Below are 25,082 nucleotides of genomic sequence, written 5' to 3' on the forward strand. Positions count from 1 at the left end.
TTGCGCACACGAGTCGGGCGCGAGATGCAGGCGGTTATGAAGCACAGATCTGTCGGAACGAGCGGACTTCGGGTCTCGCGACTTGGGCTCGGCACACTGACATGGGGACGCGACACGGACGGCGACGAGGCTGCTGCGCAGCTACTCGCGTTCGCCGAGGCCGGCGGAACCCTGGTCGACACCTCGCCCGCCTACGGCGCCGGTGCGGCGCAACGAATCCTCGCCGAGTTGCTCGACGACGTCGTTCCACGTGACGAACTCATCATCAGCTCGAGCGCCGGCATCGACCCCACACCGATCGGCACCGACCGCGTCGACTGCTCGCGGCGCGGATTGCTCCGCCAGCTCGACGCGACTCTTCGTGAACTCGGAACCGACTTCCTCGACATGTGGCAGGTCGCAACCTGGGATCCGCTCACGCCCGTCGACGAGGTTGCAGCAACCCTCGACTACGCCGTCTCGAGCGGCAAGGTGCGGTACGTCGGAGTTCGCGGCTACCTCGGCTGGCAGCTCGCGACGGCCGTAGGAGCCGGTGGCGCAACAACACTCGCCGCGACGCAGGCCGAGTACTCGTTGCTCGCACGCGGCGTCGAGGAAGAATTGTTCGCAGCGGCGGCCCATCACGGCGTCGGAGTGTTCGCCGCAGTACCCCTCGCGGGCGGTGTGCTGACCGGCAAGTACCGCGACGGCATTCCCGTCGATTCCCGCGGCGCCGACGAAGCACATTCGCAGGATGTGCAGAGCTATCTGACCGATTCCTCGATCCGGGTGGTCGACGCAGTCGTTACCGCTGCCGACGGTCTGGGTACTTCCCCACTGGCGGTGGCACTGGCCTGGGCGCGCGATCGCGCCGGGGTGGCCAGCGCCGTCGTCGGCACGCGTGATCTCGCCCAGTTGACAGGAGTACTGGCAACCGAAGAATTGGAACTTCCGAAAGCGATTGCCGCGGCTCTCGACGATGTGAGCGCTTGATCTGTCCCGCTGATCGAAATACCGGAGGTATCGTGTTGGCGAGGGCAGGCTAACCTAGTAGGCAACGCTTGACTACAGCCTCAGGAGAATCAATGACCACGCTCGACGTAGACAGCCTTTCCGCAGACGCAGGCCCAGCCTTCTCCGAACGAATCAAGACCGAGACGGACGCAGCACACCGCGAGACGGAGCAGTCGCGATTCGTAGGCGCTCTACTCGGCGGTGAGCTGACCACGGCTGGCTACGCCGCACTTCTGGGACAGACGTACCTCGTCTACACGAGCCTCGAAGAGGCCGGCCGCACACACGCCGACAACGAGTTGGTCGCCCCGTTCCTGTCCGAGGATCTGTTGCGCGTGGCTTCACTCGAAGCCGATCTCGAGTTCCTCGGCGGACCGAACTGGCGCGACGAACTCGTGGCACTGCCGGCAACCGAGCGCTACATCGCCCGCCTGAAGGAGGTGGCGTTCGACTGGCCTGCCGGCTTCGTCGCACATCACTACCTTCGGTACATGGGCGATCTCTCGGGCGGACAGATCATCCGCCGGATGCTCGAACGCGCCTACGGATTCGAGACCGACGGACTTCGCTTCTACATCTTCGAAGGCATCCCCAAGCCGAAGCCTTTCAAGGACGACTACCGCTCGAATCTGGATGCACTGCAGATTCCTGCCGAGGAACAGCAGCGTTTCATCGACGAGGTGAATCTGGCGTACCGCCTCAACGGCGACTTGTTCGCCGACCTCGAAGGCGACATCGAGAGCTACCTCGTCAAATGATGAAGCGCTTGGCCGCGGCGGCTCTGGTCGCAGCAGCCGGTTTCGGTCTGGTGGCTTGCGGGTCCAGCGACACTTCGACGACATCTCAGGGTGCCAGGACCGCGGTACTCGAAGATTCCAGCCCGGTTCCCGTGTCCGACAACCCGACCGCGACACTGCCCCTGACGGTGAAGAGCTTCGACGGCGTCGACGTGACCATCACCGACAACAGCCGGATTGTTGCGGCCGACCGCTACGGGACGCTCGCGACGACGACGGTGGCGCTCGGCCTCGGTGACAATCTCGTCGGCCGCGACACCGCCGCCAAGTTCCCCGCAGTCGCGGACGTGCCGGTTGTCACGGTCGGCGGCCAATCGCTCAACACCGAGGCAATTCTCGACCTCAATCCCACCGTTGTTCTCACCGACACCAGTATCGGGCCCAAGAGCGTCCAGGATCAGTTGCGCGCCGCCGGTGTTCCCGTCGTCTTCTTCGATCCGACCCGAACACTCGAGGGTGTGCCAGGACAACTCCAGGCCGTCGCCGACGCGCTCGGCGTCCCCGCCCAGGGCGCGGCGCTGGTCGATCGGACCGAATCGGAAATCGCTAAAGCTCGTGACCTGGTCCCCACCGAGGGCGATCCACTGAAAATCGCATTCCTCTACATGCGCGGATCGGCCATCACCATGATCGGCGGTGAAGGGTCCGGAGCAGATTCCTTGATCGAGGCACTCGGCGCCACCGATGCAGGAACCGCCTCGGGCATCACACAACAGTTCGTGCCCATCACCAGCGAAGCGCTCATCGCCGCAGCGCCTGACGCCCTGCTGATGATGACGGACGGATTGGCATCGATCGGCGGAATCGACGGCCTCGAAAAGGTCCCTGGCATCGCGCAGACGCCGGCTGGAAAGAACAAACGAGTAGTCGACATGGCGGACGGTGTACTGCTCAGCTTCGGGCCCAACACCGGACGCGTCATGGCGGCACTCGCCGAAGCGATCTACGAGCCCGGTGGATCGTGAGCAAAGATTCGTGAGTGCTGATTCGTGAGTACAGAGACAGGTAGTTCCGAAGCAGGTAAGACTGTGTCGGCCGAGGATTCACACGACGTCGGGGGCGCCGACAAGTCGGCGTCTGCCCCCGCGTCGCGGTCGCGGGTGAGTGCGGTTCTGGTCAGCTTGACTCTCGCCCTGGTGATCGTCGCGGTGCTGTCGGCGTGCATCGGTCAAGTTCCGACGTCGCCACTCGAGGTTTTGGGCAGCATCCTGCATCGCATCGGGCTCGACCTCGGTCCGATGCCCGCCCATCCCAGCGGTGAAGTGACTTTGTGGGAGGTTCGATTCCCCCGCGTCGTGCTCGCCATCTGTGTCGGCGCGGCACTGGGATGTTCCGGTGCGCTCCTGCAGGGTGTGTTCTCCAATCCGCTCGCAGAACCCGGAGTGATCGGAGTGTCTGCGGGCGCGGCAGTTGGCGCGAGTGCTGTCATCGTCGTCGGGGGAACGTTCGTGGCCGGCTGGGCCGTTGCTGCGGCTGCGTTCGTCGCCGGGCTGGTCACCACCGCGGCGGTCTACCTGCTGGCTCGGCACGAAGGCCGAACCGAAGTGGTGACGTTGGTGCTGACGGGCGTCGCGATCAACGCGTTCGCCGGCGGGCTCATCGCGTTCTTCACCTTCGTCGCCAGCCCGTCCGCTCGCGATCAGATCGTGTTCTGGCAACTCGGCTCACTCAACGGCGCTTCCTGGAACGCAGTCCTGATCGTGGCGCCGATGACCGTCGTCGGGATCGCCGCGACCATGATGATCGCCCCACGTCTGGACCTGCTGGCGCTCGGTGAACACGCGGCCCGTCATCTGGGCGTCAACGTCGAACGGCTTCGCCAGTTCGCGGTACTGATCGTCGCTCTCTTGGTCTCGGCGAGTGTTGCCTTCACGGGAATCATCCTCTTCGTCGGCCTGGTCGTTCCGCACCTGATGCGCATTCTCGTCGGACCTGGCCACCGCGCGCTGATTCCGGCGAGCGCCCTCGCCGGCGCACTGGTTCTGCTTGTCGCAGATCTGGGCTCGCGGTCGCTGATCGACAACGCAGACCTGCCCCTCGGAATGCTGACCGCTCTGGTGGGCGGCCCCTTCTTCTTCTGGCTTCTCCGACGCACGCGCGCGCAACAGGGCGGGTGGGCATGAGCAGCCTCGTAAGAAACTGGCGCGAACTGTTCGGCCGCGTCACCCCCGAACCGAAGAGCCCAGCCGTCGGTGATGTCACCCTCGAGGCGCGCGACATCACCGTCGAACGCGGTGGTCGGCAGATTCTGGAAGGCGTGTCCATCGAAGTCCGGGCAGGCGAGCTAGTCGTTCTCGTCGGACCGAACGGCGCCGGTAAGTCGACTCTTCTTGCGGCGTTGGCCGGTGATCAGCCCGTCATCGCTGGGCGGGTGGACGTTGACGGCACCGACCTCACTCAGTGGTCGCCGATCGACATGGCGCGCCGACGCGCGGTGCTCCCCCAGAAACACACCATCGGATTTTCGTTCAGCGCTCGCCAGGTGGTTCGTATGGGACGTGCGCCATGGACCGGAACTCGCCGAGAAGACCGCGACGGCGCTGCTATCACCGCGGCGATGAAGACCTGCGATGTCGAGGGGTTCGCCAATCGGCCGTTCGCCGTGCTGTCCGGCGGCGAGCAAGCGCGGGTCGCGCTGGCCCGGGTACTGGCACAGGAAACGTCGACCATCCTGCTGGACGAGCCGACTGCAGCTCTCGATCTCGGACACCAGGAAGCGGTGATGTCCGTGGCGCGCGCTCGCGCTGCGGACGGCGATGCCGTCGTCGTCGTTTTGCACGACCTCGCGTTGGCAGCGGCGTACGCGGATCGGATCGTCGTGCTCGAAAACGGCCGCATCGCCGCTGACGGTCCCCCGGAATCGGTGTTGCACGAAGAGCTTCTGACCCGCGTCTACGGTTATCCGGTCGAGGTCTTCCCGCATCCGACAACCGGAGCAACGCTGGTCATCCCGCGCCGAGAATTCACCGAACAGAATCGATGATCGATCCCAGCCTGTTCAGGACGGCTCTCACCGTCGGCAGGCTGCGACCGTCGCTCTCACGAACTCCGTCACCGGGACCGGGCTGTGACCAATCAGCCTCCGTGGACAGAACTGCGTCGCGGACCACACCGGCGATGCTTCGCTCGTCGGTCAGATCGATGTCGGTCACCGATCGCTCCGCGGTGGCGACAACGTCTGCAGGGGTCGGCACACTGTGCTCGCAGTATTCGCCGTATACCTCGACGAACAGCATGCTCTTTCGTACGCGGAACGCGAAAGTTCGACCGTCGGACCTGCCGAAACCGTGTGCATGGGCGCCGACGGTGAGGTCCTCGATCTCGAAGCCCGGCCGCGCCGGTTCGGGCGACTGCGCGCCGGAATCGGTGGGTTCTGTGGGAATCACAATGATCTCCTCGGTGATTGCAGCGTCAACCGCAATCGCTGTTCGTACGGTATCGCGGCAAGGGTGTGAGCGGAATGGTCGGTAGTTCCTCGACGCGATGAACGGCGCCCGACTGCGATCAGGGATGATCGATGACAGTCGCACTGCGTGAAGAACAGATGACAAGAAAAAGAGGAACTACACATGGCTCGCCTAGGGATCCGCACCACTGCAGCAGCAATGGGGGCGGCGGTTCTGCTGGTCACAGGATGTTCTTCCGGAGATGGCGGAGACGACCTCATCACGATCGATCCCGCAACGGCAGCGGTCTCACCGGCCACCACCAGTACCCCGGACGGCGTGGTTCACCCGTATTCAGGTCTGATCGATTCCATCACATTCGACCCGATCACGCGCAGCGCTGTAGTGGTTGCCAACGACCCCCGTTCGGTGCTGGTCGTTCCTTCGGACAGTTTGGCCGGCGCCGACCCTGCCTCTGCAGGTCGTCCAACAGCCCTGGATTCCGACGTACGCGACGTTTCGATCGGCTCTGACGGTAGCGCTCTTCTGTCGATGGATCGCCAGGTAGTGAAGCTGAATCTGACTTCGGGCGAACAGACGTCCATCCCGGTAGACGGGCAGGCGAATTCAGCGGTCGAACTCAACGACGGCCGCATCGCGATCGGCACGGACAATGGTTCAGTTCACATCGTCGACCCGAAGACCGATCAGTCACAGACGGTTTCGGGATTCGCATCCGTCGACGAACTCGCGGTCACCGGCGACAACCTGAGCGCCCTCGATCACCGTCAGACCTCGCTGACGGCGATCAATCTCGAAGACGGCAAACTCGGCGTCGCTCTTCGCGCCGGTGAGGGCGCAACTCATCTGGCCACCGATCGCTTCGGACGCATCCTTGTCACCGACACCACCGGGAACGAACTGCTCGTCTTCACTGCCGATCCGCTCCTGATGCACCAGCGCTACCCCGTCGGCGAGTCGCCATACGCCGTCGCCTACGACGAGGCCGCGGATCGGGTGTGGGTCACGCTGACCGCGACCAATGAAGTGGTCGGCTTCGATCTGTCGTCCGGCATCCCCGTGGAGACCGGACGGTTCAAGACGGTGCGACAGCCGAATTCGTTGGCCGTAGACTCTTCCAACGGCAATCTGATCGTCGGATCGGCAACCGGTGACGGGCTGCAGGTCATCCCGTCACGGGAGAACTGATGGAAAAGCGTACGCGCGGGATCCCCGCGCAGTGGGAGACGTCGGACGACAAGTTCGACTATGTGCCCCTTCGACTACCGCCGAACGTTTCGCGGGTCACGGCGTCGATGCGCCTGGCGATCTCCGCCGAGTTCGGCGGATGGGAACTCTCCCGAGTCCGTCTCTACCCCGACGGCAGTCGTCGCGTGCTCCTCAAGCGAAAGAAGACGCCGCTGCACGTGACCGATCCGGACGGCATTCAGCACTGATCGTCCAACAGACGACCAGAGCCCGCCGCTGACAAAAACACACCATCGAAGAGCTGGAGAATCGTGTACCAACTGCTGCTGAGCCTGATGTTCCGGGTCCCACCGGAACGCATCCACCACATTGCCTTCACCGCGATGAAACTGGTGACACGGTTCGCTCCCCTTCGCTGGCTGGTCGCAAAAGTCCTTGTCGTCGACGACCCGGTTCTGCGGAGTCAGGCATTCGGTCAGACGTTCCCGGCACCTCTCGGCCTGGCCGCAGGATTCGACAAGGACGCCACCGGCGTCGACGCCTGGGGCCCGTTGGGATTCGGTTTCGCCGAGGTCGGAACAGTGACGGCCCAGGCTCAGCCCGGTAACCCCGCGCCGCGTCTCTTCCGTCTTCCGGCCGACCGCGCTCTGATCAACCGGATGGGCTTCAACAACCACGGCGCTGGTCACGCGGCGAATTTCCTGCGACAGCGCCGCGTCACGGTCCCGATCGGTGCCAACATCGGCAAGACCAAGATCGTCGAAGCCGCCGACGCCGCTGCCGACTACACCGCCAGCGCGCAGCTTCTGGGTCCGCTGGCCGACTTCATGGTCGTGAATGTCAGCTCGCCGAACACGCCCGGACTCCGTGATCTGCAGGCCGTCGAATCACTGCGCCCGATCCTGCAGGCCGTGCTCGACACCGTCAGCGTGCCGGTACTGGTGAAGATCGCGCCCGACCTCTCGGACGAGGACGTCGACGCGGTCGCCGATCTGGCAATCGAACTCGGACTTGCCGGAATCGTCGCGACCAACACCACGATCCGCCGCGACGGTTTGAAGACCCCGGATGCCGAGGTAGCTGCACTCGGCGCTGGCGGGCTGTCCGGTGCACCGGTTGCCGACCGGTCGCTCGAAGTACTTCGGCGCCTGTACGCCCGAGTGGGCGACAAGATGACCATCATCTCGGTCGGCGGTATCGAGACAGCCGACCAGGCGTGGGAACGCATCCTAGCCGGCGCGACGCTGGTGCAGGGATACACCGGCTTCATCTACGGCGGACCGTTCTGGGCTCGCAGCATCCACAAGGGGATAGCCAAGCGGGTCCGCGCAGCGGGTTTCTCGTCGATCGCCCAGGCTGTGGGAGCTGAGAACCCTCGCTAGAAACTGCTGTGCGCCTTTATTAACCGCCCGCGGTTAATAAAGGCGCACAGCAAAGTGACTATTCGACCTCGAACGTCCCGGTCAGGGTTGCACGCGCAATCGCGTGATGGAACACGTTGAAACCGAGGAACGCCGGCGACGAATCAGGGGTGACTCCGTCGAGCGTCTCCACGTCGAGGGCATGCACCGCCACGATGTAGCGATGCGGACCGTGCCCAGGAGGCGGGCCTGCACCGATGAAACCGAACCCGCCACCGTCGTGGCGGAGGGTCACGGTTCCGGCGGGCAGGACATCGCTGTCCGCCGCGCCGGCACCGGCGGGGAGCTCGGTGACGGAAGCGGGGATGTTCGCCACGGCCCAGTGCCAGAACCCCGACGCAGTCGGTGCGTCCGGATCGAACACCGTCACGACGAAGCTCTTCGTCTCGGCCGGAAAGCCGGACCACGAGAGCTGCGGTGAGATGTCTTCGCCACCGGGGACACCGAAGGCTCCACTGGCCTGAGCAAGCTTCAGCGGCTGGCCCGCAGTGATGTCGTCACTGGTCAGCTCGAAACTCGGCAACTTCGGCAATGGTTCGTACGGATCGTGCGCCATGCGAATCCTTTCTGTGACAAGAGAGCTCGATGTGCGTCGAGCTCACGGATCTATCTACGTGCTCGTCAGGAATTGAGCAGGAAATGTTCCAGAACACGTGTCCCGAACAGTAGTGCGTCCACCGGAACTCGCTCGTCGACGCCGTGGAACAGCGCGCTGAAATCCAGCTCGGGCGGCAACTGCAACGGCGCGAAGCCGAAGCAGCGAATGCCCAGTTTCGCGAATGCCTTCGCGTCGGTTCCGCCGGAGAGCATGTACGGAACTGTGCGAGCCTCCGGATCGTGGGCGAGGATCGCCTCGTTCATGGCGTCTACGAGGTGGCCGTCGAACGTTGTTTCGTACGAATCCAGCTTGGTGATCCACTCGCGGGTCACGTCGGGACCGATCAGTTGGTCCACCGTGCGCTCGAATTCGGCCTGCCGTCCCGGCAGCACGCGGCAGTCGAAGACCGCCTCGGCAGTCTGCGGAATGACGTTCGCCTTGTATCCGGCCTTGAGCATCGTCGGGTTCGCCGTGTCACGGAACGTCGCCCCGATGATGTTGGCGATCGTCCCCAACTTCGCGAGAGTCCCGTCGATGTCGGGTGATCCCGGATCGAAGTCCAATCCGGTCTCCTCGCCGACGGCGGTCAGGAACTCCGCGACCGAATCCGAGATCACGATCGGGAACTGGTGGGCAGCAAGCCTCGAGACCGCGCCGGCGAGTGTCGCGACTGCGTTGTCGTCGTGGAGGAAGGAGCCGTGTCCGGTGCGTCCCTTGGCAGTCAGACGCATCCAACCGAGGCCCTTTTCCGCAGTCTCCACGAGGTAGAGCCGGCGGTCGGTTCCGTCAGGCCGCGGAACCGTCAGCGAGAAACCGCCGACCTCACCCACGGCCTCGGTCACTCCCTCGAACAGATCCGGGCGGTGCTCGACCAGCCACTGGCATCCGTACTTTCCGCCAGCTTCCTCGTCCGCCACGAAGGCGAACACCAGATCACGCGGCGGTACGACGCCTTCCGCCTTGAACTGTCTGGCGAGGGCCAGGATCATCCCGACCATGTCCTTCATGTCCACGGCGCCGCGCCCCCAGACGTAACCGTCCTGGACGGTGCCGGCAAAGGGATGGACGCTCCAGTCGGCGGGCTCGGCCGGAACTACGTCGAGGTGACCGTGAAGCATCAACGCACCACGACCCGACTCGGCTCCCTTCAAACGAGCAAAGACATTTCCTCGGCCGGGTGCTCCGGACTCGACGTATTCCGTCTCGTAACCGACTTCTTGAAGCTGCGCGGCAACCCACTCCGCGCACGCACGCTCGCCTTTGGTGGTTTCGAGTTCTCCCGTGTTCGAGGTGTCGAAGCGGATGAGGGAACTGACCAGTTCGACTACTTCTGCTTCGGCTCTGCTCGGATTCGGATTATTCGGGGTTGTGGTCATTCCACTTTCCTACCATCGAATCAAACGACGCGGGCGACCGGAATGCCCCGCAACCTGGCGATTTGGGGCAGCTCACCTAATCGGATACTCTTTCCCAGCACCGAGAAATCGGGGCCGAGTCCGAGTGGCGGAATGGCAGACGCGCTAGCTTGAGGTGCTAGTGTCCTATTAACGGACGTGGGGGTTCAAGTCCCCCCTCGGACACTCGAATACAGCAGAAAGACCCCAGCCTGATCAGGTTGGGGTCTTTTTGCTGTGCGCCTTTATTAACCCCCGGCGGTTAATAAAGGCGCACAGCAGTGGGGCGATTTGGGACCTGGGGATGGCATCGGATACTCTTTCCCAGCACCGAGAAATCGGGGCCGAGTCCGAGTGGCGGAATGGCAGACGCGCTAGCTTGAGGTGCTAGTGTCCTATTAACGGACGTGGGGGTTCAAGTCCCCCCTCGGACACTCTGTGTTGAGACAGACAGGAAAAGCTCCGGTTCATCGAACCGGAGCTTTTCTCGTAATTGGCGAAGTTCCCGCACCAGGGAACAGTCCGCGCGAGCGGCGATCGAGATGGAACAGAAGTTCGAAGTGGATACAGACACCAAGAAGTCGGATGCACTGCAGGCAGATTCGCTGGAAACAGCCGATTCAGAATCTGCTCGAGCCGAACTCACCGGCCTCGACCCCGCGGAACTCGAAATCTGCCTGAAGGTCCTTTCCGAAGCCGCCGAACTCGACGACGAGCATCCCGATTCGATCACCATGCAGCGCGCTGTCGGCCATCTGTTCAAGCGGCTCAAGAAGAAGCGTCGCCTCGCCTCGCGCGCAGCCGTCAACGAAGCCGACCGCCAAGTAGTCGCTGCGACTGCCACCGGTTCACCGGATCGCATCGACGACGAGACCGCAGGCATTCCGATCAAGTCGAACACCGCCGGCGCCTCCGCCGGAACGCTCATCAAGGCGCGGCCGTGCTACATCTGCAAGCAGCGCTACACCGCAGTCGACGCCTTCTACCACCAACTGTGCCCCGATTGCGCTGCCACCAGCCGCAGCAAACGTGATGCCAGCACTGATCTCACCGGCCGACGCGCACTTCTGACCGGCGGCCGCGCGAAGATCGGCATGTACATCGCGTTGCGCCTGCTGCGTGACGGCGCACATCTGACCATCACGACGCGATTCCCCAACGACGCGATCCGCCGATTCAAAGCGATGGAAGACAGCAACGACTGGATTCACCGTCTGCGCATCGTCGGCATCGACCTCCGCGACCCCGCCCAGGTTGTTGCACTCGCGGATTCCGTTGCCGCACAGGGTCCACTCGACATCCTCATCAACAACGCCGCGCAAACCGTCCGACGCTCCCCCGGTGCCTACGGCGCTCTGGTCGACGCCGAGTCCGGAGCGCTGCCCGCCGGTGAACTGCCTGATGTCCTGACCTTCGGCAAGACGAGCGACGCTCACCCCGCGGCTCTGGCCGGATCGCTGTCGGATGTCGCAAGCATCACCTCCGGAAATCTGTCCGCCGACGCGGTCAGTTCACTCGCACTCGTCGCCAAGTCGGCTTCACCCGATCGCATCGAGCAAGGCATCGCCATCGACGCCGGCGGGCTGCTGCCGGACCTCGCGCACACCAACAGTTGGGTCCAGACCGTCGAGGAGGTCGATCCGATCGAGCTTCTCGAAGTCCAGCTCTGCAACTCGGTCGCGCCCTTCATCCTCGTTTCGCGCTTGCGCCCGTCGATGGCCGCGGCCGCTGCACGACGCAAGTACGTCGTGAACGTTTCCGCCATGGAAGGCCAGTTCAGCCGCGCGTACAAGGGCCCTGGCCACCCGCACACCAACATGGCCAAGGCAGCACTGAACATGCTGACCCGCACCAGCTCCAAGGAAATGCTCGACGACGGCATCCTCATGACCGCCGTCGACACCGGTTGGATCACCGACGAACGCCCGCACTTCACCAAGATGCGGTTGGCCGACGAAGGTTTTCACGCACCACTCGACCTCGTCGACGGTGCCGCCCGCGTCTACGACCCCATCGTTCAGGGTGAACTGGGCGTCGACCTGCACGGCTGCTTCCTCAAGGATTACAAACCTTCGCCGTGGTGATCGGCAGCACGCCGCATTCGTGATGGGCAGCACCCAGCCGCCCCGATGTGGCGATCTCGTCACCCCCAAACCCCCGTGTCGAGTAGCTCATTTCAGGTAGAGCACAGCATTGCAGGCGATAATGGAGCCGACACTGCTCACCGACTCGGAGGAACCATGACGATCGCCGTCGTACACAAGGACAGCCCGGAAGGCCGTGCCGCAATCGTGGCCGCTGCACGGGAATCCGTGGGTCGAAGCGAGGAACTGCTGGTTCTGCACGTCCTGGACGACGTCAACATCGGAGGCACGGTCAACCTCGGAGACACCGAGGACGATAGGGCCGCTCTTCGCGGCGAGATCCAGTCAGCGCTCGACGCCGGTGGATTCTCGGAGACGAAGTGGGATCTGCGCACCACCGAGCACGACGGCGATCCGGTTACCGCACTCGTCGACCTGGTCCACGACGCGGGTGTCGATCTCCTGATCGTCGGAACACGCCGGATGTCCCCCATCGGCAAGTTCCTCCTCGAACGCCCGCTGCAACGCCTGTTGCTCGAAGTCGAGGCTCCGATCCTCGTCGTCAAGGAGCCCCTCCCCGCCGAGTGACCGCGGTCACATCACTTTCGACTACTCGTTTGTAGGCTGGCTCCATGACTGGAACCTCGCCCGCCCGAGAACTCGACATCATCGTCTACGGAGCGAGCGGCTTCGTCGGTAAGCTTCTCGCCGACTACCTCGTCAAACATGCTCCCGAAGGCACGAAGATCGGCCTCGGTGGCCGCTCCCTCGAAAAGTTGGCAGCCACTCGCGCCGATCTGGGTACTGCCGCTGCCGATCTCCCCTTGATCATCGCCGACGCCGACGACGCCACCGCACTGAAGGCACTCGCCCAGCGAACCCGGGTCGTCGCCACCACGGTCGGCCCGTATGCCAAGTACGGCCACGCCCTTGTTCACGAATGCGCCTCCGCCGGAACTCATTACGTCGACCTGACCGGTGAGGTGCTGTTCCACCGCGAGAGCATCGACGACAACCATGAGCTGGCGGTCTCGACCGGTGCCAAGATCGTCCATTCCTGCGGATTCGATTCCATCCCTTCCGATCTCGGAGTTCACGTCCTGCACGAGAAGGTCGCCGCCGACGGCGCCGGCGAGCTCACCGACACCACCCTGGTGGTCACGGCCCTGCGCGGCGGCGTGAGCGGTGGCACCATCGATTCGCTTCGCAACCAAATCGACGTGTCGAAAGACGATGCGCGCCTGCGGAAACTTGCTGCCTCGCCGTACTCGCTGAGCCCCGATCGTGATCGGGAGCCCGAACTCGGACGCCAGAGCGACGTAAGCGTAATCGACGGCAAGAAGATCGATCCGTCGTTGAAGGGGTGGAAAGCGCCGTTCGTGATGGCGTCGTACAACACACGAGTCGTCCGTCGCAGCAATGCGCTCCGAGAGTGGGCGTACGGCAAGAAGTTCAAGTACAGCGAGGTGATGAGCGTCGGCTCATCGGTGGTGTCACCGGTGATTGCGGGCGGCGTGGCGGTCGGCCTCGGCGCGCTGGTCGCCGGACTCGCTCTACCTCCGACACGTTTCCTTCTCGACAAGGTCTTGCCGGCTCCCGGTGAAGGTCCGAGCGAGAGCACCCAGAAGAAGGGCCACTTCACGCTCGACGTGTTCACCACGACCACGACCGGCGCCCGATACACATCACGAGTGAAGGCGAAGGGCGACCCGGGATACAGCGCGACGGCGGTAATGCTCGGCGAATCTGCGTTGTCGTTGGCGAAGGACCAAAAGGCTCTTCCCCCGGCCACCGGCGTTTTGACTCCAGCGACAGCGCTCGGCGACGTCCTGGTCGAGCGTCTACGCGCGGCTGGTTTCGAGATTTCCGCGCGCAAACTCTAGACAGAACGAATTTCACTTGATCGTTTCAGCTCTTCGCGCCCGATTATCGCAGCTCAGGGCGCGGACAGCGGTGGGAATACTCCCAGGTAACATTGATGTTGGTTCATGGCATCCATATGTGATGCTCCGCTTTCGGAAAAGTGAGGCTATTCATGACTGAGCGCGTTCAGGTCGGCAGTCTTCAGGTTGCCAAGGTTCTCTACGACTTCGTGGTCGAGGAGGCTCTTCCCGGCACCGGTGTAGACGCCGAAACGTTCTGGGCCGGCGCCGACAAGGTCATCACCGAGCTCGCACCGAAGAACCGCGACTTGCTTGCCAAGCGTGACGATCTGCAGGCTCAGATCGATCAGTGGCATCGCGATCACGCCGGCGCTCCCATCGACGCCGCCGCGTACAAGGCGTTCCTGCAGGAAATCGGCTACCTCCTGCCGACGCCTGCCGAGTTCTCGGTCACCACCGCGAACGTCGACACCGAGATCACCTCGACGGCCGGCCCGCAGTTGGTCGTGCCGATCCTCAACGCGCGCTTCGCACTCAACGCGTCCAACGCCCGCTGGGGTTCGTTGTACGACGCGCTGTACGGCACCAACGCCATCTCCGAGGAGAACGGCGCCGAGAAGGGTTCCGGCTACAACAAGGTCCGCGGCGACAAAGTCATCGCCTGGGCGCGTGAATTCCTCGATGCGGCAGCACCTCTCGCGTCGGGATCGCATGCAGATTCAACCAAGTACGTTGTCGACGGCAGTGAACTGAAGATCACGTTGGCAGACGGTACTGTCACCACGCTCGCCCAGCCGGAGAAGCTCGTCGGCTACCTCGGCGAGAAGGACGCACCGACGAGCATCCTGCTGCTCAACAACGGATTGCACGCCGAGATCCAGATCGACGCCTCGTCCCCGATCGGCAGCACCGACGCCGCCGGCGTCAAGGACGTCGTTCTCGAATCCGCCGTCACCACGATCATGGACTTCGAGGACTCGGTCGCCGCTGTCGACGCCGACGACAAGGTTGTCGGCTACCGAAACTGGTTGGGTCTCAACCGCGGTGACCTGTCCGAGGAGATCAAGAAGGGCGCCAAGTCCTTCACCCGCACGCTCAACGGCGACCGTAAGTACACCGCAGTCGACGGCAGCGAACTCAGCCTGCACGGTCGTTCGCTCCTGTTCGTCCGCAACGTCGGTCACCTCATGACCAACCCCGCGATCCTCGACGCCGACGGCAACGAGGTCCCCGAGGGCATCCTCGACGCCTTGATCACCAGTGCCTGTGCAGTGCACGGCCTCTCGATCAGTGACGCCAACGGACCGCTCGACAACAGCCGCACCGGCTCGATCTACATCGTCAAGCCCAAGCAGCACGGTCCCGAGGAAGTTGCCTTCACCACCGAACTGTTCGGCCGTGTCGAGCAGGTCCTCGGGCTTCCGGAGAACACGCTCAAGGTCGGCATCATGGACGAGGAGCGTCGTACGACGGTCAACCTCGCCGCCTGCATCAAGGAAGCCGTCGACCGCGTCGTGTTCATCAACACCGGCTTCCTCGACCGCACCGGCGACGAGATCCACACCTCCATGGAAGCCGGCGCGATGGTGCGCAAGGCCGAGATGAAGAAGCAGAAGTGGATCGGTGCGTACGAGGACTGGAACGTCGACACCGGACTGGCCTGCGGCCTGCAGGGCAAGGCGCAGATCGGCAAGGGCATGTGGGCCATGACCGAGCTGATGGCAGACATGCTCGAGCAGAAGATCGGTCACCCCAAGGCCGGCGCCAACACCGCGTGGGTACCTTCGCCGACCGGCGCAACGCTGCACGCGACGCACTACCACCGCGTCGACGTATTCGCAGTTCAGGACAGCCTGAAGGGCAAGCCTCGCGCGAGCGTCGACGACATCCTGACCATCCCGCTCGCTCCCAGCACCGACTGGACGGACGCGGAGAAGAAGGAAGAGCTCGACAACAACTGCCAGTCCATCCTCGGCTACGTGGTCCGTTGGATCGACGCGGGCGTCGGCTGCTCCAAGGTTCCCGACATCCACGATGTCGCGCTCATGGAGGATCGCGCCACGCTGCGCATCTCGAGCCAGCTGCTCGCCAACTGGCTGCGTCACGGCATCGTCAGCGAGAGCGACGTTGTCAGTGCACTCGAGCGCATGGCCCCGGTTGTCGACCGTCAGAACGAGGGCGACGCCGAGTACCGCAACATGGCACCTGATTTCGATTCCAACATCGCGTTCCAGGCTGCCAAGGAACTCATCCTCGAAGGCGCGAAGCAGCCCAGCGGATACACGGAGCCGATCCTGCATCGCCGCCGCCGCGAGTACAAGGCCGCCAACGCCTGATTTCACCTTCTTCGAACTCGAAGCTGAACCCGAACAGCCTCGGCACCGCTCCCGGTGTCGAGGCTGTTCGCGTAGGCCCCGAAGTTTCGTCACTAGACTGGCCGAGGACAAAGTCCGTTCAACAGACATTCTTCGAGTGACCAAGGTAGGGCAAGGTACGTGGGCGAACATCGCGGCGGGTCAGGCGCCAGAGGTATCAGTAAGGGGCCGATTCTCGTCGTCGTGCTGATCGTCTTGATCGTGGCAGGCTTCTTCGGATGGAAGGCCCTCAGCAACCGGATCGACCATCAGGGACAGCAGGCAGCCGGTACGTGCGTCGAGGGCAACAAGACACTCGACGTCACCGCGGATCCGTCCATAGCCCCACAGGTCGAGGAACTGGCGAAGCGGTACACCCAGACCTCGCCGGTGGTGCGTGATCACTGCATCGCCGTCGTGGTGCACGGTGCGCCGTCCGCGTCGGTCTCGACGGCACTCGAAGCCGGTCCGGCGGCCCCCTGGGACGACGCAGCATTGGGACCGCGTCCCTCCCTGTGGATCCCGACGAGTTCGTTCGAACTCGCGCCACTGTCGGGCAAGGCCGTGATCAACGGTGATCCTCGCTCGCTCGCGAGTTCCCCGATCGTTCTGGCAGCCGGTCCCGAGACCGCGGCAGCATTGGCCGGCGCAGCATCGAGTTGGAAGTCTTTGCCTTCCGATCTGACGGTCGCCCTGCCGGTCGGAAGTACCGAAACCTCGATGGCTGCACAGGCGATCGCTGCCGACGTCGCCGATGCGGGTGCCGGACCGGTCACGACGGATCAGGCGAAGTCCGCTCAGGTCAACGCTGCGCTCAGTGCACGGGCGTTGCAGTTCCAATCCTTGCCGACTCCCCCCTCGTCCACCGCCGAAGCCCTCGGAGCACTGAGCGCCGGAACACCGGACTCGGTGAAAGCCGTTCCGGCCACGGAACAGTCGATAGCGCAGAGCGCGAACGCGGCGATGACGACGTACTCCCCCGCCGGCGCAACGCCAGTCGCGGACTATCCGGCGGTCATCGTCTCGGGCAGCGGGATCGACGAAACCGCGTCGCGCGCAGCGGCACAGTTTGCCGATTTCATGCGTGAGCCGAATCAGTCACAGTTGTTCGTCGGCGCCGGTTTCCGGGTCGAGGGCCAAGACCTTCCCGATCTCGGGGCGGTGTCCCCGGCCAAGATCTCGTCCACGTTGAAACCGGCTTCGGCGGAGACCGCAGCGGCGCTCGGTGACATAGTCGCCAACCCGGTCTCGCCGCGTAGTGCCACCATCCTGATGGACACGTCGGCGTCGATGGGTACCGACGACGGTGGCACTACCCGCTTGGCGAACGTTGCCTCGGCGGTGAACACCCAATTGGGTCGCAGCCCTGACGCTTCGGACATCGGCCTTCGCGAGTTCAGCACGGGCACCGACGGAAAACCGTCCGAGCGCATCCTGGTTCCGGGCGGTTCACTGTCCGAGCCGAATCGGCGTGCCACGATCACCGATTTCCTCAACGGGCTTCGGGCCGGCGGAAAGACCTCCAAATACCCGGCGCTTGCCAGCTCCTACAAAGCCGCCGTGGACGGTTTCGACGCGGGGCGAGTCAACTCGGTGCTGCTGATCACCTCGAGTACGCCTGACGAATCCACCACGACGCGAGCCGAACTGCTCAGCGCGATCGCCGCTGCGGGCAATCCGTCGCGTCCGGTACAGGTCGACGTGATCGTCGTCGGTGCGGGCGACGACGTCTCCACACTCCAAGACGTCTCGGATCGGACGGGCGGCACATTGGTTCGGGTCGATTCGACGTCCGACCCCGCTCTCGCGGCCGCAGTGACCAAGATGCTGTCCTGATGGGGCGCGTCGCGGTTTTTGCAGTCCTTCTCGCCCTTCTGACCTGGTTCCTGCATCGCCGACTCGTTCGCGCCACCGGCATCCCGAGGCGATGGGCTCGTCTCGCCGACACTGCGCTTGTCGTCTTGGCGGTCTCGACGCTCATCGGGGTCGGCAGCGGCGAAGTCTTTCCGACATCGTGGGCGCGACCGATCGGATTTGTCGGATGGGTCTGGCTGGCTTCGTGGCTGTATCTGATTCCCGGACTGCTCGTGATCGGCCTGTTCGCCGGGATCGGTCGACTACGTGCACGCCACACGGATACCACGACCGAAGTCGACCCAGCCAAGCGTCGTACGTTGCAGTTGGCTACAGCAGCAGTCACTCTCGCGGCGATCAGCACCGCCGGCTACGGCGTCTACGAGGCGTCGGGCCCCAAGATTTCCCGCGTCCGCGTGCCGCTCGCTCGTCTACCTGAGGGCTTCAACGGATACCGGATCGCCTTGATCACCGACCTGCACGTGGGACCGGCCCGCGGGGTCGACTTCACCCGCAAGGTGGTCGATATCGTGAACTCGCAGAATGTCGATCTGATCGCGATCGGCGGCGACCTCGTAGACGGAACCGTCGCGAAAGTTGCTCCCGATCTTGCTCCGCTCGCCGATCTTCGGGCGCCCGACGGAATCTTCGGAGTCAGCGGAAACCACGAGTTCTACGCCGACGACGGCGGCAAATGGCTCGACGTGTGGGAGACATTGGGGATCACCACACTTCGCAACAGCCGCACCTCGATCCAGCATGGCGGCGATACCATCGACATCGTGGGCATCCACGACTACACGTCGCCGGCCCCGTACGAGCCGAACCTGACTGCCGCGCTCGCAGGTCGCGATCCGAATACTTTCGCCTTGCTTCTCGCGCACGAACCGCGTCAAGCGATCGAGGCATCCGAGATGGGTATCGATCTGCAACTGTCCGGGCACACTCACGGCGGTCAGATGTGGCCGCTGCGGTATCTCGTTCCGCTGCAGCAGCCTTCGGTGCAAGGCTTGGACAGGGTCGGAAACACAGTGCTGTACACGACGCGTGGCGCCGGGGCTTGGGGTCCGCCGGTACGCGTCGGCGCCCCGCCGGAGATCACTGTTCTCGAACTCGTACACGAGAGGTGATGATCTCCGGCGGGCACACGCCTTAGTTGCCTGCGAACGCTTCGATCGGCGGGCAGGAGCAGACCAGGTTGCGGTCGCCATGTGCACCGTCGATACGACGCACGGACGGCCACACCTTCGGGCGAGCCTTGCCACGCGGGAAGACGGCGATCTCACGCGAGTACGGGTGATCCCACTGCGCTGCAATGCTTCCCGCAGTGTGGGGAGCACCGCGTAGCGGGTTGTCCTCCACCGTCCACTCGCCCGCTCCGACGCGATCGATTTCGCCGCGAATGGCGATCATCGCCTCGCAGAACTCGTCGATCTCTTCGAGGTTCTCGCTCTCGGTGGGCTCGACCATCAGTGTGCCGACCACGGGGAAGCTCATGGTCGGAGCATGGAAACCGTAGTCGGCCAGACGCTTTGCGACGTCGTCGACGGTGACGCCGGTGTCCTTGGTCAACCCCCGGAGGTCGAGGATGCACTCGTGCGCGACCATGCCGTTCTCGCCGGTGTAGAGAACCGGGAAGTACTCGTCGAGTCGACGCGCGATGTAGTTGGCCGACGCGATGGCGGTCAGGCTGGCGCGGCGCAGGCCCGCAGCTCCCATCATCCGGATGTAGGTCCAGGTGATGGGCAGAATGGACGCACTGCCGTAGGGCGCTGCCGAGATCGTTCCTCTACCACCGAGTTCGGGCGCCATCGGGTGTCCGGGCAAAAACGGCGTCAAGTGTGAGCGCACACCGATCGGGCCGACGCCGGGTCCGCCGCCGCCGTGCGGGATGCAGAAGGTCTTGTGCAGATTCAGGTGGCTGACGTCGCCGCCGAATCGGCCCGGACGGGCAAGGCCGACAAGCGCATTGAGGTTGGCGCCGTCGACGTACACCTGGCCACCGGCGTCGTGTACCGCTGCGCAGATGTCGGCGATCTCGTGCTCGTAGACACCGTGCGTTGAAGGGTAGGTGATCATGATCGCGGCGAGACGCTCGGCGTGATCGGCGATCTTCGCGCGCAGATCGTCGACGTCGACGTCACCGTTGGGACGGCAGGCGACAACCTCGACGCGCATCCCGGCCATGACGGCAGAAGCCGCATTGGTGCCGTGAGCACTCGACGGAATGAGGCAGGTGTCGCGGTGGTCGTCGCCCCGGCTGAGGTGGTAGTTGCGGATCGCGAGCAGGCCCGCGTATTCCCCCTGGCTGCCGGCGTTGGGTTGCAGGCTGACGTTGTCGTAGCCGGTGACCGCGACCAGCCAGTCTTCGAGATCCTTGATGATCTTCAGCAGACCGGGCGCATCCGATGTCGGCGCGAACGGATGGATCGCGTTGAACGCGGGCCAGGTGATGGATTCCATCTCGGCGGTCGCATTGAGCTTCATGGTGCACGAACCCAGCGGGATCATGCTGCGATCGAGCGCGATGTCCTTGTCGGACAGCGCGCGCAGGTAGCGAAGCATTGCCGTTTCCGTACGGTAACGGGTGAAGGCTTCGTGCTGCAGGTAGTCGGAGGTGCGCTCCTGAGCAACCGGAACCGAATTGCCCTCGGCTTCGATGGCGACAACAGCATCCTCGATCCCGAACGCGTCGAGCACGGCAAGGACGTGGTCGGCGGTCGTGGCCTCGTCGCAGGAGATACCGACATGATCGGCGTCGACCAGACGCAGGTTGATCCCGGATTCCTTGGCCGCAGCGACGACGTCGGCCGCCTTGCCCGGAACCTGAGCGAGCACGGTGTCGAAGAACGAATCGTGGACAACGGTCACGCCGCCTTCGCGCAGGCCGTTTGCCAACGCGTGTGCGCGGGCAGCGACGCGCAACGCAATCGCCTTGAGTCCCTCGGCGCCGTGGTAGCTCGCGTACATCGCAGCGAGGATGGCGAGGAGCACCTGAGCGGTACAGATGTTGGACGTCGCCTTCTCGCGGCGAATGTGCTGCTCACGTGTCTGCAGCGCCAGGCGGTATGCCTTGTCTCCGTCGGCGTCGATGGAGACGCCGACCAAGCGGCCGGGCAGCTGACGCGCATGCTTGGAGTGCACGGCCAGGTAACCGGCGTGCGGTCCGCCGTATCCCATGGGAACACCGAAACGCTGGGTGGTTCCGAAGCACGCATCCGCGCCGAGCTCACCGGGTGAGGTGATGAGCGTCATCGCGAGGAGGTCTGCGCCGACGGCAACCAGTGCGCCGCGCTCGTGAGCTTCCGCGATGATCGAGGTGTAATCGACGACTCGTCCCGAGGCACCTGGGATCTGGGCGATGACGCCGAAGAAGTCACCTTCCGGAAGACCAGCGGTGAGGTCCGCAGAGACGATCTCGATTCCGAGCGGCTCGGCGCGAGTCTCGATGACGGCGAGGGTCTGCGGGTAGAGATCGGCGTCGACGACAAATCGTGGGGACTTGCTGCGGTTCGCGCGGCGCAGGAGCGTCATGGCTTCGGCAGCGGCGGTGGCCTCGTCGAGCATCGACGAGTTTGCCAGTTCCATGCCGGAGAGATCGGCGACCATGGTCTGGAAGTTGAGGAGGGCTTCGAGACGGCCCTGGCTGATCTCCGGCTGATACGGGGTGTACGCGGTGTACCAGGCCGGGTTCTCGATGATGTTGCGCAACAACACCGGCGGCGTCAACGTGTCGAAGTAGCCGAGGCCGATCATCGACGTCGCGACGGTGTTCTGGGCTGCGAGTGCAGTCAGTTCGGCAAGTGCCTCGTGCTCTCCGACCGGAAGCGGCAGAGCGTCGAGTCCGGCAGCGATGCCGTTCGGGGCAGCGTCGAGGATGACGGAGGGAACGGCCTTGGTTGCCAGTTCGTCGAGTGAATCGACCCCGACGAGTTCGAGGATGCGCGCGAGTTCCGCGGCGTTCGGACCGACATGGCGGTCGGCAAATATACGGCTTGCAGCGTCGATCACGACAACTCCCAGACAGATCGGAGGATCAGGACACACACCGAACTGCGGTGTGTTCCTCCCCCTCTGTCGCATGCTCGATTCCCGAGCGCCTGAGAGATTCGGTAGTGATCCGCCGAAGGCGGAAGCCACAGCCTTTCCCCGTCGGCGGGTGGGTTGTCCCACCGCTTTCCAGAGGCGTCGGAGCCCGTACGGTCCTTGGTGCCTGAGAGATTGACGGGGAGGTATTGCTCCTTCGGCGCCCTGATCCCGCTCACGACTGACCTTTGAGACAAAGACTGAAACAAAGACAAGTTCGGTGAATCGGTATCCGAGGCTCTCCCGTACGCCGGCGACGCAGGCCCAGTCTAGTTGACCGAAACGCCTAGCTGCACCGTGGCATCCTCCAAAGAGATGTGACGTACGTTATCCGGTTTTGCGGCTGGCGCGATTCTTGCGTCGCGAAGCCAACTCGTCTTCCGGGTTGGGATCACTTTCACCGCCGTCGGCCCGCTCGGCGGGGAAGTCGGCGATCGTTCCGGTGAGTTCACGCATCGCGCCACTGACTGCGATGCCGAATACGCCCTGCCCACCCTGGAGGAGGTCGACGACCTCTTCGGGGGACGTGCATTCGTACACGGTGGTGCCGTCGGAGAACAGAGTGATGTTGGCAAGATCGCGGACGCCACGCTTACGGAGGTGATCGACGGCAACGCGGATGTTCTGCAGTGAGATGCCGGTATCGAGCAGACGCTTCACGATCTTCAGAACGAGAATGTCCTTGAAGGAGTACAGACGTTGGCTTCCGGATCCGGCAGCGCCACGGATCGACGGAACAACCAACGACGTCCGTGCCCAGTAGTCGAGTTGGCGGTACGTGATCCCGGCGATCTGGCACGCACTGGGTACTCGATATCCGACGAGGTCGTCGGGGATGGAATCGTCCGGGAACAGGCCCGGCTGCAGCTCTTCGGAAGACATTTCTGCAGTCGCGGCACTACCGGCTATGCCCGTCCCGCGCTCATTCGACTGTTCTTCCACTGCCGTCTCCCTCTCGCTTCGCCATCATGTAACCAACCTGTGCTATCAGCAGTCACGAGAATCCCGTGCCGACCGAACTTTCAGATGTGAATCCAAGGCAGGTAATTCCATGAGTGGACTTACCCAGAGTACGCCTCGATCGACAAGGCGAGAAGATCTCCACCGCACGCAACGGTAAGTCCAGGAGGGTGCATGGTCAACGCAACACGCCGACCGAGACTCAACCTCTACTTGAGAGTTGAAGACTAAAGTCCGCAACCAGTCAATTCAGGCTAACCATCAGTGGCTTTGAAATCGTCCGGCGAGATGGTGTCGAGGAATTCCTTGAACTTCTCGACCTCGTCTTCGCGCTCGTCGGGAATGACCAGACCGGCCTCGGCGAGAACAGCCTCCGACGCGAAGATCGGAACGCCGATGCGCAGGGCCAATGCAATCGAATCCGACGGACGTGCCGAGACAGTGGTCTGCTCGTCGAAGACGAGATCCGCGTAGAAAGTGCCCTCTTGCAGGTCCACGATCCGAACTTCCTTGAGGCTTCGACCGAAAGATTCGATCAAGATCTTGATCAGGTCGTGAGTCAGCGGCCGCGCCGGCTCGACTCCCTGTTGTTCGAGAACAATCGCGGTAGCTTCGGTTTGCCCGATCCAGATCGGCAGGTACCGATCGCCGTCGGACTCTCGCAGCAACAGGACCGGCTGATTCTGAGGCTGCTCGACACGAACTCCGATCACACGCATTTCGCCCATCGAGCTTGCCTCCAACCTGACGTGATCCAGCCGACCGACTCCGATGCGGTCGTACTGAAATTCTATTCGAGTGTGCCCCGCTGATCGAGGAACTCAGCGATCGAGACTTCCCCGAACTGCCGATTTGACCAGACACGTGTGCAAAGTCAGTGACAGAGCGGCCAGCTCCCGCACCATTTCCTCGGCACGATCACGTGCTCCGGCGTCACGACCCTTGGCAACCGGTCCGGCGATCTGAGTCACCAGTCCCGCTTCGCGATCAGCAGCCAACTTGAACGCCCGCAGATGGCGAACCTCCAAGCCGTACTCGGACATCGCCTTAGCGGTGCGCGCCAACGTCACGGCATCCTCGTCGAAGAAGCCCGCCGCGCCGGGAACGACCAAACCGGTGCGGATCAGATCGGTCAGAAACCGATCGTCGATGTCAGCGCGCGCGAGAAGATCCTGACGACCGACTCGAACTTCGCGATCGACCCGGAACGCCTCGGGTGAGACATCGCCCGTAGCGATCGACAGGACGCGAGCACGACGAGGCGCAGGAACTTCTGCACTCACCGTCGCTGCGCCACTGTCGATCGCTTCGAGTTGTTCTTTGATCACTTTGAGCGGCAGGTACTGATCGCGTTGAGCGGTCAGCACGAAGCGAAGACGCTCGCAGTCCTCGACAGAGAATCTGCGGTATCCCGACGGTGTCCGTTGCGGGCTGATCAAGCCCTCGGACTCGAGGAAACGGATCTTCGAAATCGTCACGTCGGGAAAATCTGGACGCAACCGATCCAGCACGGAACCAATCGACATTCCGGGCTGGCTCTGCTGCCGCACTGCCGTCATTAGCTACCCGCACCTGCTGACGACTCGCCGACCTGCGAACCGCCGGCACGAGGGCCGGTGAGGAACACCAGACGGAACTTGCCGATCTGAACCTCGTCACCATTCGCGAGAACTGCCGAATCGACAGGCTCACGGTTGACGTAGGTGCCGTTGAGGCTTCCGACGTCGACGACGTGGAAATCTGCATCTTCCTGACGGAACTCGGCGTGACGACGGCTGACGGTCACGTCGTCGAGGAAGATGTCACTGTCCGGGTGCCGACCTGCCGACGTCGTCGGCTGATCGAGCAAGAAGCGGGATCCTGCATTCGGTCCCCGCTTGACCACCAGAAGTGCGGCTCCGGCAGGAAGGCCTTCCACGCCCGAAACCGGCTGCTCGGCGGCCGGTGCTGCAGAGGAGGTGTTGTCGAGCTCATTGAGGAAGTCCGCGCGGAAAACCGAAGTGGTCTCCGCCGGCGACTCCCCATAGCCCGCGTCGTTACCGTTCTCGCTCACTGTTTCTCCT

General features: G+C 63.6%; 22 protein-coding genes, 2 tRNA genes and 1 riboswitch. Of the genes, 16 read left to right on the forward strand and 8 right to left on the reverse strand.

What is annotated here, in order from left to right:
* The first annotated feature begins 36 nt into the window (after window positions 1–36).
* The 5 genes from BH682_RS15090 (at window position 37) to BH682_RS15110 (ending at window position 4,773) form a co-directional block, all read left to right on the forward strand.
* Window positions 37–972 carry an aldo/keto reductase gene (locus BH682_RS15090; protein ID WP_003946175.1) on the forward strand — a complete coding sequence of 312 codons (936 nt, stop codon included), beginning with the start codon at window positions 37–39 and terminating at the stop codon, window positions 970–972.
* Between the two features lie 92 nt (window positions 973–1,064).
* A complete protein-coding gene (locus BH682_RS15095; protein ID WP_003946162.1) occupies window positions 1,065–1,751 on the forward strand; it encodes a biliverdin-producing heme oxygenase in 687 nt (228 codons plus the stop codon).
* Window positions 1,748–2,755, forward strand: a complete 1,008-nt coding sequence (locus BH682_RS15100) for a heme/hemin ABC transporter substrate-binding protein (RefSeq protein WP_075833247.1) — start codon at window positions 1,748–1,750, stop codon at window positions 2,753–2,755. Before BH682_RS15095 ends, BH682_RS15100 begins: the two co-directional genes overlap by 4 nt.
* Window positions 2,756–2,818: 63 nt before the next feature.
* Complete coding sequence (locus tag BH682_RS15105) at window positions 2,819–3,913, forward strand: FecCD family ABC transporter permease (protein WP_050655282.1); 1,095 nt, start codon at window positions 2,819–2,821, stop codon at window positions 3,911–3,913.
* Entirely contained in the window at window positions 3,910–4,773 is an 864-nt protein-coding gene (locus tag BH682_RS15110) for a heme ABC transporter ATP-binding protein (RefSeq protein ID WP_007733386.1), read from the forward strand. The genes BH682_RS15105 and BH682_RS15110 overlap by 4 nt, the downstream gene beginning before the upstream one ends.
* Here the strand turns inward: BH682_RS15110 and BH682_RS15115 are convergent.
* Window positions 4,754–5,176, reverse strand: a complete 423-nt coding sequence (locus tag BH682_RS15115; RefSeq protein WP_042924727.1) for a hypothetical protein — start codon at window positions 5,174–5,176, stop codon at window positions 4,754–4,756. The genes BH682_RS15110 and BH682_RS15115 overlap by 20 nt on opposite strands.
* 183 nt (window positions 5,177–5,359) lie before the next feature.
* On the opposite strand from BH682_RS15115, the gene BH682_RS15120 reads away from it, so the two are divergent.
* From BH682_RS15120 to BH682_RS15130, 3 genes are all read left to right on the forward strand, one after another.
* Window positions 5,360–6,385: a hypothetical protein gene (locus BH682_RS15120; protein WP_007733389.1), complete on the forward strand. Its 1,026-nt coding sequence runs from the start codon at window positions 5,360–5,362 to the stop codon at window positions 6,383–6,385.
* Window positions 6,385–6,633, forward strand: a complete 249-nt coding sequence (locus BH682_RS15125; protein WP_003946171.1) for a DUF5703 family protein — start codon at window positions 6,385–6,387, stop codon at window positions 6,631–6,633. The genes BH682_RS15120 and BH682_RS15125 overlap by 1 nt, the downstream gene beginning before the upstream one ends.
* A 63-nt stretch (window positions 6,634–6,696) precedes the next feature.
* Entirely contained in the window at window positions 6,697–7,767 is a 1,071-nt protein-coding gene (locus BH682_RS15130) for a quinone-dependent dihydroorotate dehydrogenase (protein ID WP_075833249.1), read from the forward strand.
* Between the two features lie 58 nt (window positions 7,768–7,825).
* On the opposite strand, the gene BH682_RS15135 is transcribed toward BH682_RS15130, so the two are convergent.
* The gene (locus BH682_RS15135; RefSeq protein ID WP_007733394.1) at window positions 7,826–8,362 is read right to left on the reverse strand and encodes a YbhB/YbcL family Raf kinase inhibitor-like protein; all 537 of its coding nucleotides are present in this window, start codon (window positions 8,360–8,362) and stop codon (window positions 7,826–7,828) included.
* Between the two features lie 65 nt (window positions 8,363–8,427).
* Entirely contained in the window at window positions 8,428–9,780 is a 1,353-nt protein-coding gene (locus tag BH682_RS15140) for a M20/M25/M40 family metallo-hydrolase (protein WP_075833251.1), read from the reverse strand.
* Window positions 9,781–9,898: 118 nt separating this feature from the next.
* On the opposite strand from BH682_RS15140, the gene BH682_RS15145 reads away from it, so the two are divergent.
* From BH682_RS15145 to BH682_RS15180, 8 genes are all read left to right on the forward strand, one after another.
* Window positions 9,899–9,984 (forward strand) — tRNA-Leu (locus BH682_RS15145).
* Between the two features lie 162 nt (window positions 9,985–10,146).
* Window positions 10,147–10,232: transfer RNA gene (locus tag BH682_RS15150), tRNA-Leu, on the forward strand.
* Between the two features lie 108 nt (window positions 10,233–10,340).
* A complete protein-coding gene (locus tag BH682_RS15155) occupies window positions 10,341–11,882 on the forward strand; it encodes an SDR family NAD(P)-dependent oxidoreductase (RefSeq protein WP_074447104.1) in 1,542 nt (513 codons plus the stop codon).
* Between the two features lie 156 nt (window positions 11,883–12,038).
* Window positions 12,039–12,470, forward strand: coding sequence for a universal stress protein (locus tag BH682_RS15160; protein WP_003946198.1), 432 nt, complete (start codon window positions 12,039–12,041; stop codon window positions 12,468–12,470).
* A 44-nt stretch (window positions 12,471–12,514) separates the two neighbouring features.
* Window positions 12,515–13,765 carry a saccharopine dehydrogenase family protein gene (locus BH682_RS15165; protein WP_042451005.1) on the forward strand — a complete coding sequence of 417 codons (1,251 nt, stop codon included), beginning with the start codon at window positions 12,515–12,517 and terminating at the stop codon, window positions 13,763–13,765.
* A gap of 152 nt (window positions 13,766–13,917) precedes the next feature.
* Complete coding sequence (locus BH682_RS15170; protein ID WP_058038817.1) at window positions 13,918–16,101, forward strand: malate synthase G; 2,184 nt, start codon at window positions 13,918–13,920, stop codon at window positions 16,099–16,101.
* 159 nt (window positions 16,102–16,260) lie between these two features.
* Complete coding sequence (locus BH682_RS15175) at window positions 16,261–17,955, forward strand: VWA domain-containing protein (protein ID WP_058038818.1); 1,695 nt, start codon at window positions 16,261–16,263, stop codon at window positions 17,953–17,955.
* Window positions 17,955–19,103, forward strand: coding sequence for a metallophosphoesterase (locus BH682_RS15180; protein WP_058038819.1), 1,149 nt, complete (start codon window positions 17,955–17,957; stop codon window positions 19,101–19,103). The genes BH682_RS15175 and BH682_RS15180 overlap by 1 nt, the downstream gene beginning before the upstream one ends.
* A gap of 22 nt (window positions 19,104–19,125) precedes the next feature.
* On the opposite strand, the gene gcvP is transcribed toward BH682_RS15180, so the two are convergent.
* The 5 genes from gcvP to garA form a co-directional block, all read right to left on the reverse strand.
* On the reverse strand, window positions 19,126–21,984 hold the full coding sequence (gene gcvP / locus BH682_RS15185; protein WP_058038820.1) for an aminomethyl-transferring glycine dehydrogenase: 2,859 nt from the start codon (window positions 21,982–21,984) through the stop codon (window positions 19,126–19,128).
* Window positions 21,985–22,037: 53 nt separating this feature from the next.
* Window positions 22,038–22,166, reverse strand: a riboswitch (glycine riboswitch).
* 220 nt (window positions 22,167–22,386) lie between these two features.
* Window positions 22,387–22,941, reverse strand: coding sequence for a MerR family transcriptional regulator (locus BH682_RS15190; protein WP_021344354.1), 555 nt, complete (start codon window positions 22,939–22,941; stop codon window positions 22,387–22,389).
* Window positions 22,942–23,273: 332 nt separating this feature from the next.
* Entirely contained in the window at window positions 23,274–23,747 is a 474-nt protein-coding gene (locus BH682_RS15195; RefSeq protein WP_003946194.1) for a bifunctional nuclease family protein, read from the reverse strand.
* A gap of 93 nt (window positions 23,748–23,840) precedes the next feature.
* Complete coding sequence (gene ftsR, locus BH682_RS15200) at window positions 23,841–24,578, reverse strand: transcriptional regulator FtsR (RefSeq protein WP_003946161.1); 738 nt, start codon at window positions 24,576–24,578, stop codon at window positions 23,841–23,843.
* Window positions 24,578–25,072, reverse strand: a complete 495-nt coding sequence (garA, locus tag BH682_RS15205) for a glycogen accumulation regulator GarA (protein WP_003946166.1) — start codon at window positions 25,070–25,072, stop codon at window positions 24,578–24,580. Before garA ends, ftsR begins: the two co-directional genes overlap by 1 nt.
* Window positions 25,073–25,082 lie beyond the last annotated feature (10 nt).

It is taken from the genome of Rhodococcus sp. YL-1 (assembly GCF_001942025.1).
GTDB classification, from domain to species: domain Bacteria; phylum Actinomycetota; class Actinomycetes; order Mycobacteriales; family Mycobacteriaceae; genus Rhodococcus_F; species Rhodococcus_F qingshengii.

Excerpts from the sequence above, each read along its gene's own strand:
- BH682_RS15110 (WP_007733386.1), top strand. The coding sequence starts at position 3,910 with ATGAGCAGCCTCGTAAGAAACTGGCGCGAACTGTTCGGCCGCGTCACC.
- BH682_RS15095 (WP_003946162.1), top strand. The coding sequence starts at position 1,065 with ATGACCACGCTCGACGTAGACAGCCTTTCCGCAGACGCAGGCCCAGCC.
- BH682_RS15180 (WP_058038819.1), top strand. The coding sequence starts at position 17,955 with ATGGGGCGCGTCGCGGTTTTTGCAGTCCTTCTCGCCCTTCTGACCTGG.
- BH682_RS15195 (WP_003946194.1), bottom strand. The coding sequence starts at position 23,747 with ATGGGCGAAATGCGTGTGATCGGAGTTCGTGTCGAGCAGCCTCAGAAT.
- BH682_RS15125 (WP_003946171.1), top strand. The coding sequence starts at position 6,385 with ATGGAAAAGCGTACGCGCGGGATCCCCGCGCAGTGGGAGACGTCGGAC.
- BH682_RS15090 (WP_003946175.1), top strand. The coding sequence starts at position 37 with ATGAAGCACAGATCTGTCGGAACGAGCGGACTTCGGGTCTCGCGACTT.
- ftsR (WP_003946161.1), bottom strand. The coding sequence starts at position 24,578 with ATGACGGCAGTGCGGCAGCAGAGCCAGCCCGGAATGTCGATTGGTTCC.
- BH682_RS15140 (WP_075833251.1), bottom strand. The coding sequence starts at position 9,780 with ATGACCACAACCCCGAATAATCCGAATCCGAGCAGAGCCGAAGCAGAA.
- BH682_RS15190 (WP_021344354.1), bottom strand. The coding sequence starts at position 22,941 with ATGTCTTCCGAAGAGCTGCAGCCGGGCCTGTTCCCGGACGATTCCATC.
- BH682_RS15100 (WP_075833247.1), top strand. The coding sequence starts at position 1,748 with ATGATGAAGCGCTTGGCCGCGGCGGCTCTGGTCGCAGCAGCCGGTTTC.
- BH682_RS15120 (WP_007733389.1), top strand. The coding sequence starts at position 5,360 with ATGGCTCGCCTAGGGATCCGCACCACTGCAGCAGCAATGGGGGCGGCG.
- BH682_RS15160 (WP_003946198.1), top strand. The coding sequence starts at position 12,039 with ATGACGATCGCCGTCGTACACAAGGACAGCCCGGAAGGCCGTGCCGCA.
- BH682_RS15155 (WP_074447104.1), top strand. The coding sequence starts at position 10,341 with ATGGAACAGAAGTTCGAAGTGGATACAGACACCAAGAAGTCGGATGCA.
- BH682_RS15170 (WP_058038817.1), top strand. The coding sequence starts at position 13,918 with ATGACTGAGCGCGTTCAGGTCGGCAGTCTTCAGGTTGCCAAGGTTCTC.
- BH682_RS15135 (WP_007733394.1), bottom strand. The coding sequence starts at position 8,362 with ATGGCGCACGATCCGTACGAACCATTGCCGAAGTTGCCGAGTTTCGAG.
- BH682_RS15165 (WP_042451005.1), top strand. The coding sequence starts at position 12,515 with ATGACTGGAACCTCGCCCGCCCGAGAACTCGACATCATCGTCTACGGA.